This window comes from Actinomadura rifamycini DSM 43936 (assembly GCF_000425065.1).
GTDB lineage: Bacteria > Actinomycetota > Actinomycetes > Streptosporangiales > Streptosporangiaceae > Spirillospora > Spirillospora rifamycini.
This window is the reverse complement of record NZ_AULB01000009.1, coordinates 377,536-391,266: the sequence shown is the minus strand read 5'-3', so window position 1 is coordinate 391,266 and position 13,731 is coordinate 377,536. Positions and strand designations below refer to the sequence as shown.

The following is a 13,731-nucleotide window of genomic DNA, read 5'->3' as shown; positions in this document are numbered from 1 at the left end:
CATTAAGGTCTTACCGGCCCTTCGGGGGCGAACCCGAAGAGCCAAACCTTGGAAACAATCCCGGCAATGCACCACTCGGGTGCTTGCCTCAAAGAAATCCCCAGCCTTACATCCCCTGACGGGGGTGCAGGGCCTCGGGGTTATCCGGCCTGCCGGCCGAATCGTTAAAGGCACTGGCTTTTAACACGCTGTTGAGTTCTCAAGAAACGGACACCCACCGCGCTCGACCGGCTTTCGCTGGTCTCGCCCCGGGGCGACTGTTCTTACTTTATCGGTTCCGGCCGGCTTGTCAATTTCCGGCTTTTCCCGATGCCTTTCGGGTTCTGCTTGCGCGGTTCCTTCCGGGCGGTGGTGCTATTTCATCAGATCCGGCCGGTTTGTCAAAATCGGCTGTTTCCGACCCACCGACGGACCCCGGGCACGGCGAAGCCGCTCCGGCGGAGTCTGATGGTGGTTTCCCCGGTCGGCCGGCCGCCGCTCGGGCGTCCTGCATCCGTAAGGGGACGAGGGGTTAACTTACGCGGTCGGGTCGGCGGCGTCAAATCGGCGCGCGGGGCTCCGCCGGGCCGGGCCGACCGTGCCTGAACTGTGTTGAGGGGGGCGTTTACCTGCTGAAGGGGAACCAGGCATGCTTGTTGACCATCTACTTGATGGAAACCCAGCCCACAGGGAAGGAACCACATGAGCTACTACCCGCCACCCGCCCCCGGTGGTCCCGGTTCGTACGGCGTCCCGCCGGCGCCGCCGCCGAACCACCTGGTGTGGGCCATCCTGACGACGCTGTTCTGCTGCCTCCCGGCCGGAGTCGTGTCGATCGTGTTCGCCGCGCAGGTCAACGGCAAGTGGAACAGCGGTGACCACGCGGGTGCCATCGCGGCTTCCAAGAACGCCAAGACGTGGGCGATCGTGTCGGCGATCGTGGGCGTGGTCGTCGGCGTCATCTACTTCATCTTCAGCGTCGCGCTCGCCAGCAGCAGCACGACGTACTGACGGATGACCCGGGAGCATCGGCTCGCCCCGCCTCGGCGGGGCGGGCCCTCGCCCGATCGCGACGGCGCGTCCCGCGGCCTGACCGCGGCGGCGCGCCGTCTGCTCTCCCCCCTGGGCGTCGCGGTGCTGGCCGTCGCGGCGACCGGGTACGTCGCCGCGGTCGACCCGAACGAGCAGGGGCACTACCCGACATGCCCGTTCCTGGCGCTGACCGGCTACCAGTGCCCCGGCTGCGGGGCGCTGCGCACGGTGCACGCCGTGGCGCACGGGCAGCTCGGCGAGGCCGTCGCGCTGAACGTGTTCACGGTGACGATGCTGCCCGTCCTGCTGTTCTTCTGGGTGCGCTGGGCCGTCGCGCGGGCCCGGGACCGCCCCACCCGGACGAAGGCGGCGGACCCGCGGCTGATCTGGGCTTTCTTCGCCGTCGTCATGGTCTTCTGGGTGGTGCGCAACCTCCCGTTCGGCGCCGCGCTCGCCGCCTGACAGAGCTGTTCGCGCGGCAGGCGGACGGCGGGCCTGCAGAACCGGGAGGCGACGCCGTCGGGCACCCCTGGCGGAGGCGTGCGGGCGCGTGCCGGCACCGGCCTCGATGGACGGCGGCACGCTGGACGAGCGGGTCGCCGGGATGTCGGGGAAGGGCGAGGTGGCGCGTTCCGACGAGGCCTCTCTCGCGGTGTTCGGGGCGGACCCGCTGAGCTCGTCGTCGCGGACGCCGTCCGCCGGGGCGGCGCGCACGCAGGGGCGGACGCTCGCGGCGTTCTGGGAATAGGCCCTGCGGGTCCGGGCGGCCGCCGTCCCGCCGCCCGGCGCGCGGGCGGGCGGACTTCCGGCCTCGGCGTCCGGCCCGCGGCGGGCGCCGCGGGCCGGAGCGGCAGGGTCAGCTCGCGGGGGCCTTCTCCGCGCCGTTCTCGGGCGGGGACGTGCGGGCGAACACGTTGAACACGAGGTTGAGGACGATCGCGGAGATCGCGCCGAGGGTGATGCCGCTGTTGAGGATCGCGGAGACCTCGCGGGGCATCTGCGCGAAGACCTCGGGCGCGGCGGCGGGGAGCAGGGCGAGCGCGATGCTGACGGCGACGACGAGGGCGTTGCGCTCCTGCCGCAGGTCGACCTTGGAGAGGGTCTGGATGCCGACGACGCCGACCATGCCGAACATCGCGACGGCCGCGCCGCCGAGGACGTCCGGCGGGATGGACGCGACGTAGCCGGCGGCCTTCGGGAACAGTCCGAGCACCATCATGATCAGGCCGGCGGCGACGACCACGAAGCGGCTGCGGACGCCGGTGAGGCGCACGAGGCCGACGTTCTGCGCGAAGCAGGTGTAGGGGAAGGCGTTCAGGACGCCGCCGAGGAAGGTGGACACGCCGTCGGCGCGGAGCGCGCGGGTGATGTCCTCGTCGCCGACCTCCTTGCCGACGATCTCGCCGGTGGCCTTGGCGTCGCCGACGGTCTCCACGACGGTGACCATCATCACCAGCAGCATCGCGATGATCGCGCCGATGTGGAAGGTGGGCATCCCGTAGTGGAAGGGGGTGGTGACGCCGACCCAGTCGGCCTGGCCGACCTGGTCGAAGGTGGTGTCGCCAAGCGCCCAGGAGACGAGGGTGCCGCCGACGAGGCCGAGCAGGACCGCGATGCTGCTGAGGAACGGTCGGTGCATCCGGTAGACGGCGAGGATGAACAGCAGGGTGCCGCCCGCGTACATGAGGTGCTTCCAGCTGCCGAAGTCGTCGGCGCCCGCGCCGCCCGCGGCGTCCTTCAGCGCGTTCGGCAGCAGGATCAGGCCCATGATCGTCAGGACGGTGCCGGTGACGAGGGGCGGGAAGAACCGCAGGAGGCGGCCGAGGAACGGCGCGGCGATCAGCGTGACGAGGCCGGCGGTGATGGTGGCGCCGTAGATGGCGAGGAGCCCGGCGGTGGCGTTCTCCGCGCCCTGCCCGATGGCGATCATGGGGGCGACGGCGGTGAAGGTGACGCCCTGCACGATGGGCAGCCGGACGCCGACGCGCCAGAAGCCGAGCGCCTGGATGATCGAGGCGATGCCGCAGGTGAACAGGTCGGCGTTGATGAGGTAGACGAGTTGCTCGTCGGACAGTCCGATCTGCCCGGCGACGAGGATGGGGACGATGACCGCGCCGGCGTAGAAGGCGAGGACGTGCTGGAACCCGTAGAGGGCGAGCTTGGGGACGGGGAGAACCTCGTCGACGGGATGCCTGCGCGGTCCTGCTTCGGACATGCGTGTGTCGCCTTCCGGGGTCGGTGAGGTGGGCGCCCGCGGTGACCTGTGCGGATGCGCCGATTCCGACGGCCGAACATACCGGCCCGGACCGGTTCGTCCCGTAACCGCCCCCGGTGGGCGCCGGGGGCGGTGCGCGCGTCAGGCGGGGTCGGTGAAGGCGGGCGGGCGCTTCTCGAAGTAGGCCCGGACGGCCTCGGCCTGGTTCGGCGTTCCGCGCAGGGCGCCGAGTTCCCGGGACTCCTCGAGGAACTGGCCGGCGAGGTCGCGGTCGGCGGCGCGGTTGAGCAGCCGTTTCGCGGCGCGGACGGCGTCGGGGCTGTTCGCGGCGATCTCGCGGGCGAGGTCGGTGGCGGCGGCGTGCGGGTCGTCGGCGGTGCGGGTGGCGAGGCCGATGCGGACGGCGTCCGTCCCGCTGACCGTGCGGCCGGTGAAGGTGAGCTCCTTGGCGGTGTCCTCGCCGACGAGCCGGATGAGCGCGGCGGTGCCGGTCATGTCGGGCACCAGTCCCCAGCGGATCTCCAGGACGGACATCTTCGTGTCGGGGGCGACGATGCGCAGGTCGGCGCCCAGCGCGATCTGGAGTCCGCCGCCGAGCGCGTGGCCGTGGACGGCGGCGATGACCGGCTGGGGCAGCTCCCGCCAGGTGTGGACGGCCTGCTGGCCGAGGTTGGTGATGCGGCCGGGCGCGCGGTCGGTGATGTCGGACGATCGGGCGGAGCCGGCGGACGCGCGCTCGGCCATCGCGGCGAACGCGGCGAAGTCGAGGCCGGCGCAGAAGGCGCGGCCCTCGCCGGACAGGACCACGGCCCGGACGGACGGGTCGGCGGCCAGGGCGTCGCCGGTCGCGGCGAGCGCCTCGAAGGTGGGCAGGTCGAGGGCGTTGAGCTTGTCGGGGCGGTTGAGCCGCACGTCGGCGACCCCGTCGTGGACTTTCACGGTGACGCGTTCGGTCATGCCGTTCATCCCTCCTGCGAGACGTCTCCGGAGATCATTCCAGGCGGTCGCGGAGCCAGGCGAGGGCGACCTCGCCCTGGGCGCGCTGGAAGGCGCGGAGGGCGGGCAGGCCGGGCGGCGGCGGCTGGAGGGCGCCGTGCACGAAGAACCCGGCGACCGCGGCGAGGACGGCGGTGACGGCGCGGTCGTCGGCGGACGCGGCGAGCGGGTGGGCGGCGAAGGCGTCCGCGGGCGGCGGGCCGCCTTGGAGGCGGACGCTCGGCAGCATCGCGAGGAGGTCGAACCAGGGGGCGGACAGGCACGCCCAGGGCCAGTCGACGACGACCACCCGGCCGGGGGTGAGCAGGATGTTGTCGGCGCGGACGTCGGCGTGCGCGAGGGTGTCGCCGGCGGCGGCCGCCTCCCAGGACTCCTCGAGTTCCGCGAGTTCGGGGAGGCGGGCGCGGGCCCACGGGTCGAGCCCGTCGGGCCCGCCGGCGCCGGCGGGCCCGGCGGCGAGGAGCCGCCAGCCCCGGAAGGCCGGGCCGAAGCGCTCGGCGACGGTGGGCGCGTCGATGGGCGCGGGCGTCATCGCGGCGGCGAGGTCGCCGAGGGCGGCGAGGACGCGGGCGAGTTCGGTGTCGTCCCAGGGTTCGCGGGGCGGCGCGCCGTCGACGTCCTCGAAGACGAGGGTGACCCAGCCGTCCCGGTCGAAGGAGCCGAGCAGCCGCGGGGCGGGCGCGGACCGGGGCAGCGCGGCGGCGACCCGGGCCTCCGCGCGGTGGATGCCGGGCGAGTCGGGGTTGAGTTCGGCGCCGACGGACTTGACGAACGCGCGACGTCCGTCGTCGAGCCGGAGGCGGGCGGCGACGCCGGGCGAGTATCCGCCGGGCTGCGTGGTCGCCTCGGCGACGCGGGCGCCGAGCAGGGTTTCGACGTCGGCGCGGACGTGGTCGGGCGTCTTCTCCCAGGGCAGGCGGGTCATGACGGCATTGTGCCGCGCGGCGGTCAGGTGACGGGGACGATTTCGGCGCGGGCGAGCCGTCCGTCGCGGACGTCGAGGATGCCGAGGGTGCCGTGGGGCTGGCGGCGCCGGTCGGTGGGCGAGCCGGGGTTGAAGATGCGGACGCCGTCGCCGGTCTCGTCGAGCGGGATGTGGGAGTGGCCGAAGACGACGAGGTCGGCGCCGGGGAACCAGCGGCGCATGCGGGCGGTGCGGCCGCGTTTCCGGCCGCTGTCGTGAACCATCGCGACGGCGAGTCCGCCGAGGTCGAGTTCGAGCCGTTCCGGGGCGCCCCAGGCGGCGACGTCCGGCCGGTCGTTGTTGCCGAGGACGGCGTGGACGGGCGCGTACTGCGCGAGTTCGTCGAGGACGGGCGCGATGCAGACGTCGCCCGCGTGCAGGATGACGTCGGCGCCCCGCAGGTGCTCGGCGACCCGCGGCGGGCACGACTTCCAGTACCGGGGCGCGTGGGTGTCGGAGACCACGACCGCTCGCACGGTTCCATTGTGTCACCGGGGCTCGGTGATTTTGCGCCGGGGCGGTCCGGACCGCGGTGGGAAAGAACTGTAAGCGCGATGTCATTACGGTGCGCTGACCTGCGGGGTTAGGCTCGTGGTCCTCGCGCTCGCCGGGGCGGCCGATCGCCCCCGGCCGGCCCGCGGCGACCCGGTGCGCGAGGATCGGGGCGGCCGGGCGCCGCGGGCGGAAAGCCACTCCCTTGCACCGGCCCGGCGCCCGGCCGCCCGCCCCGCGCTACTCGGTGAGGTAGAGCTTCTGGTCGAAGACGCCGGAGCCGGGGGCGCTCTCGCCGCGGGCGACGGCGGTGCCGGTGCCGGTGCCGTCGGACGGGCAGAGGAAGTCGCTGCCGGGCTTCTTCACGAGGGTGATGTCGGTCGCCTCGCCTTGGGCGTCGTCGACGCCGGGGAGCGGGCGGTTCGGGTTGTCGCGGTTGTAGACGTCGAAGGACAGGCCGTCCTCGCCGCCGGTCTGGAAGCCGTAGTTGCAGGTGCGGACGCGGCCGAGGAACTCGCCCTGGAGGCTGAAGGTCAGGTCGCCGTCGATGGCGAGGGTGCCGTCGCGTCCGCCGGGGGCGGGGTCGTAGGCGACCCGGCCGCTGTTCGCGGGGATTTCGCCGATGTCGGTGGGCGGGGAGCTGAGGCCGTTGGACGTCGTGCAGGCGCCGATGGACGCGGACGTCAGCGCGCCGGCGCCCGCGGCTTCGACGGTGCCGCGCAGTTCGGCGCCGTCGCAGGTGCCGGTGACGGTGACGCCGAGGAACACGACGGAGAATTCGAGCGGCCCGACGGTGGACACCTGGAAGGCGCCCGAATAGGGCGCGCCGGTGGCGGTGCCGGCGCGGACGGTGGTGGTGGCGGCGGCCGCGGGGCCGGCCGCGAGGACCGCGGCGGCGGACGCCGCGATCAGGGGAGCGGTGATTCTGCCGAGAGCTTTCACGGGGTGGTCACTCCTCGGTGAGGCGTTCTGCTTCCGCGCACGGCGCGGCGCCGTGCGCGGCCCCCTCGCGCGGCACGGGGGCACCGTGGCCGCGCGGATTACAGATCGTTTCTACCTCGGTGATCCCGTGCTGAAAAGAGCGTCGGACATTTATTTTAACATTCTGCATTCCATTGATAAATGCCCGTTAATGATCACTCAATCGACGGTGGATAAAGCGTTCCAATGCACCTGCCCGGCTTCCCGGCCTTGCGTCGGCGGGGCCGCCGTCAGCGGCGCTGCGGGACGCCCCGGACGTCGGGGTTCGCGCAGTGGACGAGGGGTTCGCCGCGCAGGTGGCGGGCGACGTCCCGGGCGACGATGCGGGCGGCGTTGGCGGCGGTCTGCTTGCTGGCGCCCGCCAGGTGCGGGGTGACGATGATGTTCGGGGTGGTCAGCAGGCGGGAGCCGGCGGGGACGGGCTCCTCGGGGAAGACGTCGAACGCGGCGGCGAACAGGTGGCCGGACTCGACGGCGTCGCAGACGGCCTCGTAGTCGAGGAGGGAGCCGCGCGCGCAGTTGACGATGATGGAGCCGGGGGCCATCGCGGCGATCTCCCGGGCGCCGATCATCCCGGTGGTCTGCGGGGTCGCGCGGGCGTGCAGGGAGAGGATCTGCGCGCGCGCCAGCAGTTCCTCGAGGGTGACGAGTTCCGCGATGCCGGCGAGGTCGTCCAGGCCGTCCAGGTACGGGTCGTGGACGAGGACGCGGGCGCCGAGCGCGGCGAGCGCCCGGGCGACGCGGCGTCCGACGGCGCCGCAGCCGACGAGGCCGACGGTGCTGCCGAGCAGCTCGATGCCGACGTCGTCGTAGCGGTAGTAGTCGCCGCGCCACCGGCCGCCGGTCAGGTCGACGTGGGTCTGCGGGATGCGGCGGACGGCGGCGAGGATCAGCGCGAGGGTGTGCTCGGCGGTCGCGTCGGCGTTGCGTCCGGGCGCGTAGCAGACGGCGACGCCGTGCTCGGTGGCGGCGTCCAGGTTGGCGTTGACGGGCCCGCCCCGGGTGATGCAGAACAGCCGCAGGTCGGGGGCGTTCTCGAGGATCCGGCGGGTGAGCGGGGCCATCTGGGTGACGCAGACCTCGGCGCCGCGCAGCGCCTCGATGAGCTGGTCCTCGGTACCGGACGCCTCGTCGACCTCGGCGACCCGGCCGAACGGCTCGACGGGCCACGGCAGGGTCAGCTCGGCGAACTCGAGGTCCGCGGCGGGCCCGCCGCCGGGGCCGTCCGCCGTCTCGGCGCGGAGCGCGTCGACGAGGAGGCGGTTGAGGACGAAGTGGTCACCGGCCGCGAGGACGCGGGTCGTCATTGCTTGCTCCAGGGAACGAGCGATCGTTCGATCGCGGTGTTGAACTCCAGGAGGGCGGCGTCGCCGTCCCGGAGCCGTATCTCGGTCAGTGCGCAGTTGCCCAGCGACGGGAACCGCCGCCGGTAGTCCTTGAGGGGGACGCCCAGCAGCGCGCAGAGCGCGAGCCGGATCGCCGTCGAGTGCGCGACGACGAGGACGCGGCCGCCGGTGTGGGCGGACGCGGCGTCGTGCAGGGCGGCGGTGAAGCGGGCCGCGGCGCGGGCCGGGTCCTCCCCGCCGGGCAGGTGCCCGGCGACGGGGTCGGCGAGGAAGGCGCGCAGGGCGTCGGGGAACTTGCGGTCCATGTCGTCGCGGGTGAGGCCCTCGCCCTCGCCGAAGTCGAGCTCGCGGAGCCGGGCGTCCACCCGGACGTCCGTGCCGAGCGCGGCCGCGGAGGCGGCGGCGGTCAGCCGGGCGCGGGACAGGTCGGACGACCACACGGCGTCGGGCCGCGCGAGGAGCGCCCACGCGGCGAGCAGCCGGGCCTGGTCGCGGCCCCGGGCGGTCAGCGCGACGTCGCTGCTCCCGGCGTAGCGGTTCTCCGCGTGCCATTCGGTCTCGCCGTGGCGGACGAGGACGATGCGGGTCATCGGCGTGCACCTTTCATGCCGGTCATGCCGGTTCTTTCCCGTGCGCGGTCGGCGGTGGCCGCCGGCAGCCAGCCGCGGCGTTCGAGTTCGCCGACGAGCCGCAGGTAGGCGTCGTCGAAGCGGCCGGCGCGGTCGGGGCGGGGGTCGACGACGGTGCGGACGGCGACCATGCGGGCGGCGACCTCGGCGACCGGGCGGCCCGGGGACGCGGCGAGGACGGCGGCGCCGAGGGCCGACTCGGACCGGCGGGGCAGCACGACGGGCCGTCCGAGCACGTCGGCGCGCAGCTGCACCCAGTAGGGGCTGCGGGCCGCTCCCCCGGTGAGGGTGAGGTCGCCGCCGGTGGGGGCGCCGAGCAGGTCGAGGTGGTCGAAGCACAGCCGTTCGATGTAGGCGACGCCCTGCAGGACGGCGGCGTAGTCGTCGGCCTCGTCGCCGGTGCCGCCGAGCCGGAAGCCGCGCGCGTCCGGCGCGAGGAACGGGAAGCGCTCCCCGGCGGGGACGAGCGGGTAGGCGAGCGCCGCGGCGGGTTCGCGGTCCGCGGCGCGGCGGTCGAGGCCGGCGAGGTCGCGGCCGGCAAAGTCGCGGGTGAGGGCGCCGGCGCCGGTACTGGACGCGCCGCCGGGCAGCCACCGGCCGTCGGGGGCCTTGTGCGAGTAGACGGCGCCGAACGGGTCGTGGACGGGGTGGTCGGTGACGCCCTTGAGGACGAGCGTGGTGCCGAGGACGGAGTTCCAGGAGCCGGGGGTGAGGCGGCCGGTGCCGAGCTGGGCGGCGCACCCGTCGGTGGCGCCGGCGACGACCGGGACGCCCTCGGGGATGCCGGTGGCGGCGGCCGCCGCGGCGCAGACGGTGCCGAGGGGCGTGCCGGACCGTTCCAGCGGCGGCAGCAGGCCGTCCGGGACGCCGAGCGCGTCGAGGACGTCCCCGGGCCAGCGCTCGGCGATCAGGTCGGCGCCGGTCTTCAGCGCGTTGGACAGATCGGCGGCGACGGGGCGGCCGGTGAGGCGCCGGTTGACGAAGTCGGCCTGGTGGGCGAGGCGGGCGCCGTCCGGCGGGCGGGGCGTGTGCTCCAGCAGCCACAGCAGCTTCGGGAGCGCCCAGGCGGGCTGCATCCGCTGGTACCCGAGGCTCCGCCACAGGTCGGCGCCCGCCTCGTTGACGCGGTCGACGTGCGCGGCGGCGCGCGTGTCGTCGTACATGAGGGCCGGGGTCAGCGGGTTCCCGTCGCGGTCGGTGAGCAGGATCGTCCCGGACGTCGCGTCGACCGCGACGGCGCGGACGGCGCCGGGCGGGACGTCCCGGAGCGCCTGCGCGCACGCGGCGGCGACGGCGTCCCACCAGTGCTCGGGGTCCTGCTCGTGGCGGGGCCCGTCGCGGCGCCCGGTCAGCTCGGCGCCGCCGGCGCCGATGACGTCCCCGGCGGCGGTGACGGCGAGGGCGCGCGCGCCCTGCGTGCCCAGGTCGATCCCGAGCCAGACGTCGTCGTTCACGAGTTCCTTTCTGCGGTGCGCGCCCGCGCGGACGCGAGGGTGGGCCACGCGGACGCCGTCGCGGCCCGGACGTCGAGGAAGTCGCGGTAGGCGGCGGCGTAGTGCGCGGCACGGGCGGGGTCGGGTTCGTGGACGTCGCCCGGACGGACGTGGGCGGCGGCCGCCGCGCCCGCGTCGGCGGCCCGCCCGGTGGCGAGCAGGCCCACGAGGAACGCTCCGCGGGCGCCCGCCTCCGTGTCGGCGGACCGGACGACGGGCACGCCGGTGGCGTCGGCGAGCATCGCCAGCCACACCGGGCTGGCGGACCCGCCGCCGCTCACCCGCAGCTCGGTCGGGCGCGTCCCGGCGGCGGCCAGGCAGTCGCGGACGACCAGGCTGAGGCCCTCGAGGACGGCGCGGGCGATGTCCGCGGCGGTGTGGTCGACGGTCAGACCGTGCAGGCCGCCGCGCGCCGCCGGGTCGAGGAACGGGGCGCGCTCCCCCGCCGGCGACAGGTACGGCAGGAAGACCAGCCCGTGCGCGCCGGGCGGTGCGGCGGCGGCCAGTTCGGCGAGTTCGCGGGGGGCGCCGAGGCCGAGCAGGCGGCACGCCCAGTCGACGACCTGGCCGCCCGCGAGCGTGGGGAACGCCCGCAGGAACCGGCCGGGCAGGCCCATCGCGACGGTCAGCCCGGACGGTTCGCCGGTCAGGTCGGGCTCCTCGACGACCGTCTCGGTGCACAGCGTCGTCCCGAGGATGGTGCACGCCCGTCCCGTCTCGACCGCGCCGGTCCCGATGGCGGTGGACGCGATGTCGTAGGGGGCGAGGACGACGGGGAGCCCGGCGGGCAGGCCGAGCGCGGCGGCGGCGTCCGGGGCGAGGGGCGCGGCGCGGTCGCCGTCGTCGCGCGGGTCCGGCAGCAGCGGCCGCGCCCACTCCATGCCGTAGCGGCGCAGGAGGTCGTCCGACGGGCGCCGGGTGCGGACGTCCATGAACGGGGCGGACGCGTCCGAGGCGTCCATCGCGATCTCGCCGGTGAGCCGGGAGAAGATCCATCCGCCGCAGGTGAGGACGGCGGCCGTGCGGGCGAGCCGGTCGGGGTCGTGTTCGCGCAGCCAGGCCAGGATCGCGTTCGGCAGGCCCGCGAAGGTCAGCGACCCGTTGACGCGGAACGCGTCCTCCAGCACCCCGGCCCGCGCCCATGCGGCGACGACCGGGGCGGCGCGGCCGTCGTTCCACAGGATCGCCGGGCCGGCCGGGTCGCCCGCGCGGTCGACCGGCCAGCAGCCGTCGCCCTGCGCGGTCAGCGCGAGGTAGTCGACCGCGCCCGGCAGCCGCGGGAGGATCTCGCGGACGGCGTCCGCGACCGCCCGCCACACCGATTCCATGTCCTGTTCGGCGTACCCCGGGCGGGGGCGGCTCACCTCGGCGGGGCGCCGGGCGACGGCCAGTTCGGTGCCGTCGGCGGCGTACCCGACCGCTTTGATCATCGTGGTGCCAGCGTCGACGCAGACGACGGCCATCGCGTTCCTCCCTCAGGCCCGGCCGTGCGAGCGGCGGGACCGGCGGGCGGCCGAGTCCAGCGCGACCGCCAGCATCAGCACCGCGCCGGTGACCATGAACCGGTAGGACGAGTCGAGGTTCAGCAGCGTCAGCCCGTTCGAGATCGACTGGATGACGACGATGCCGAGCAGCGCGGCGAACGCGCCGCCGCGCCCGCCGAACAGGCTCGTCCCGCCGATGACGGCGGCGGCGATCGCGTTCAGGTTGACGTCGCCGGTGCCGCTGCTCTGGTTGGCGGCGGCGAGCCGCGACGCCGCCAGGACGCCGCCGAGCGCGGCGAGCGACGTGCACAGCACGAACGCCGACGTGTAGATCCGCTGGACGTCGATGCCCGCGCGGCGGGCCGCCTCGACGTTGCCGCCGACCGCGTACAGCGACTTGCCGTACTTGGTGCGGGACAGGGCGTAGTGCGCGGCCAGCACGAGGCCGAGGAAGAGGACGAACATCCAGCCGACGCCGCGGTCCCGGTTGAGGTACCAGACGGCGAGCCCGAGCCCGGCGAGCAGCGCGACGCTCCGCAGGATCAGCGTCCGCTCCCCGGTCGCGGGCAGGTCCGCCCGCCGCCGCTCGGCCGCGCGGAGGCGCCCCGTCCAGTAGAGGGCGGCGGCGCCCGCGGCGACCAGCGCGTACGCCAGCCACGGCGGGACGAACGCGAGCTGCGCGAACGTGACCGGCCAGGAGTCGAACGGCAGGTTGATCGAGCCGTTGGGTCCGAGGATCCACAGTTGCAGGCCGAGGAAGCCGAGCAGCCCGGCGAGCGAGATGACGAAGCTGGGCACGCCGAGCCGGTTGTAGACCTGCGCGTAGCACCAGCCGACGGCGGCGCCGAGCGCGACGGCGGCGAGGATCGCGACCCACGCGGGCATGCCCCGGTCGACGAACAGGACGGCGGTGACGGCGGCGGCGAGCCCGCTGATCGATCCGACCGACAGGTCGATCTGCCCGACCAGCAGCATGAACACGACGCCGAGCGCGATCACCCCGACGGGCACGCACTCCAGCAGCAGGTTCACGAGGTTCGCGCTGGACAGGAAGATCGGGTTGAGGATCTGCATCACCGTCCAGATGACGACGAGCCCGGCGACGACCGGCGCGACGCCGAGGTCGCCGCCGCGCAGCCGGGCGCCCGCGGCGGCGAGCCGGGCGCGCGGGCCGCCGCCGGGCGGCCCGGCCGGTGCGGGCGCCTTCGCGGGCGGGGCCGCGGCGGCGCCGCGGGTGGTGGTGTCACTCATCGTCGGTCCCCTCGTCTCCCGTCCCCGCGTTGCCCGTACCCCCGTCGCCCGTATCCCCGTCGCCCTTCCCCGCGGCGGCGGCGCGGGCGGCGGTGCGGCGCGCCACCACGTTGTCGCCGGCGCCGGTGATCGCGGCGACGAGCTCCTCGCCGGACGCGGTCCGGGCGTCGAACACGCCGTTGTTGCGGCCGAGGCGCAGCACCGCGACGGTGTCGGCGACGGCCCGCACGTCGGCCATGTTGTGGCTGATCATGATGACGCCGTGGCCGCGCTCGCGGAGCCGCTCGATGAGGTTCAGCACCTCGGCGGTCTGCGCGACGCCGAGCGCGGCGGTCGGCTCGTCCAGGATGATGATCTTCGGGTCGCCGAGCAGCGAGCGGGCGATCGCGACGGTCTGCCGCTGGCCGCCCGACAGCGCGGCGACCGGCACCTCCACCGCCGGGATCTTCGCGGACAGCTGCGCCAGCAGTTCCCGGGCCCGGACCTCCATCCGGACGTCGTCGAGGCGGAGCGCGCGCAGCTCGCGGCCGAGGAACAGGTTCTCGATGACGTTGAGGTTCTCGCACAGCGCCAGGTCCTGGAACACGGTGGCGATGCCGAGCTGCTGCGCGGCGGCGGGGGTGGGGACGGTCACCTCCCGCGACTCGAACGTGATCGTGCCCGCGTCCGGGCGGTGCACCCCGGACAGGACCTTCACGAGCGTGGACTTCCCGGCGCCGTTGTCGCCGACCAGGGCGACGACCTCGCCGGCGGAGACGTCCAGGGAGACGTCGGTGAGCGCGGCGACCGCGCCGAACGACTTGCTGATCCCGCGCAGCGACAGCAGGGGGCCCGCCGCGCCGGCGGCGGGGGTGGGCGATGGTGACATG

Annotated in this window: 14 protein-coding genes; 3 read left to right on the top strand and 11 right to left on the bottom strand. The window is 74.6% G+C overall.

The genetic code is table 11. The features are described 5' to 3' along the window. Positions 1-681: 681 nt before the first annotated feature. The 3 genes from H505_RS40610 to H505_RS0108620 all read left to right on the top strand — a co-directional run bounded on the left by H505_RS40610 (position 682) and on the right by H505_RS0108620 (position 1,759). Positions 682-990: a CD225/dispanin family protein gene (locus tag H505_RS40610; protein ID WP_034517076.1), complete on the top strand. Its 309-nt coding sequence runs from the start codon at positions 682-684 to the stop codon at positions 988-990. A gap of 3 nt (positions 991-993) precedes the next feature. Next, positions 994-1,473, top strand: coding sequence for a DUF2752 domain-containing protein (locus tag H505_RS0108625; RefSeq protein WP_051300434.1), 480 nt, complete (start codon positions 994-996; stop codon positions 1,471-1,473). A gap of 88 nt (positions 1,474-1,561) precedes the next feature. After that, a complete protein-coding gene (locus H505_RS0108620; RefSeq protein ID WP_157432942.1) occupies positions 1,562-1,759 on the top strand; it encodes a hypothetical protein in 198 nt (65 codons plus the stop codon). A 108-nt stretch (positions 1,760-1,867) separates the two neighbouring features. Here the strand turns inward: H505_RS0108620 and H505_RS40605 are convergent, their stop codons facing one another. The 11 genes from H505_RS40605 to H505_RS40595 form a co-directional block, all read right to left on the bottom strand. Then, positions 1,868-3,226 carry a nucleobase:cation symporter-2 family protein gene (locus H505_RS40605; protein ID WP_051300433.1) on the bottom strand — a complete coding sequence of 453 codons (1,359 nt, stop codon included), beginning with the start codon at positions 3,224-3,226 and terminating at the stop codon, positions 1,868-1,870. 141 nt (positions 3,227-3,367) lie between these two features. Then, positions 3,368-4,183: a crotonase/enoyl-CoA hydratase family protein gene (locus H505_RS0108610; RefSeq protein ID WP_026401664.1), complete on the bottom strand. Its 816-nt coding sequence runs from the start codon at positions 4,181-4,183 to the stop codon at positions 3,368-3,370. A 34-nt stretch (positions 4,184-4,217) separates the two neighbouring features. Then, complete coding sequence (locus tag H505_RS0108605) at positions 4,218-5,147, bottom strand: aminoglycoside phosphotransferase family protein (protein WP_034517074.1); 930 nt, start codon at positions 5,145-5,147, stop codon at positions 4,218-4,220. 23 nt (positions 5,148-5,170) lie between these two features. Beyond that, positions 5,171-5,662 carry a metallophosphoesterase family protein gene (locus H505_RS0108600; RefSeq protein WP_026401663.1) on the bottom strand — a complete coding sequence of 164 codons (492 nt, stop codon included), beginning with the start codon at positions 5,660-5,662 and terminating at the stop codon, positions 5,171-5,173. A 256-nt stretch (positions 5,663-5,918) separates the two neighbouring features. After that, positions 5,919-6,620: a hypothetical protein gene (locus H505_RS0108595; RefSeq protein WP_026401662.1), complete on the bottom strand. Its 702-nt coding sequence runs from the start codon at positions 6,618-6,620 to the stop codon at positions 5,919-5,921. A gap of 269 nt (positions 6,621-6,889) precedes the next feature. Continuing rightward, on the bottom strand, positions 6,890-7,966 hold the full coding sequence (locus H505_RS0108590; protein WP_026401661.1) for a 2-hydroxyacid dehydrogenase: 1,077 nt from the start codon (positions 7,964-7,966) through the stop codon (positions 6,890-6,892). Beyond that, complete coding sequence (locus H505_RS0108585) at positions 7,963-8,595, bottom strand: histidine phosphatase family protein (RefSeq protein ID WP_026401660.1); 633 nt, start codon at positions 8,593-8,595, stop codon at positions 7,963-7,965. Before H505_RS0108585 ends, H505_RS0108590 begins: the two co-directional genes overlap by 4 nt. Then, the gene (locus H505_RS50540; RefSeq protein WP_026401659.1) at positions 8,592-10,088 is read right to left on the bottom strand and encodes an FGGY-family carbohydrate kinase; all 1,497 of its coding nucleotides are present in this window, start codon (positions 10,086-10,088) and stop codon (positions 8,592-8,594) included. The genes H505_RS0108585 and H505_RS50540 overlap by 4 nt, the downstream gene beginning before the upstream one ends. After that, positions 10,085-11,590 carry an FGGY-family carbohydrate kinase gene (locus tag H505_RS50535; RefSeq protein WP_034517071.1) on the bottom strand — a complete coding sequence of 502 codons (1,506 nt, stop codon included), beginning with the start codon at positions 11,588-11,590 and terminating at the stop codon, positions 10,085-10,087. Before H505_RS50535 ends, H505_RS50540 begins: the two co-directional genes overlap by 4 nt. A 12-nt stretch (positions 11,591-11,602) precedes the next feature. Then, positions 11,603-12,862, bottom strand: coding sequence for a sugar ABC transporter permease (locus tag H505_RS0108570; RefSeq protein ID WP_026401658.1), 1,260 nt, complete (start codon positions 12,860-12,862; stop codon positions 11,603-11,605). Continuing rightward, positions 12,855-13,730, bottom strand: a complete 876-nt coding sequence (locus H505_RS40595; RefSeq protein ID WP_084549986.1) for an ATP-binding cassette domain-containing protein — start codon at positions 13,728-13,730, stop codon at positions 12,855-12,857. Before H505_RS40595 ends, H505_RS0108570 begins: the two co-directional genes overlap by 8 nt. Position 13,731: the final 1 nt, after the last annotated feature.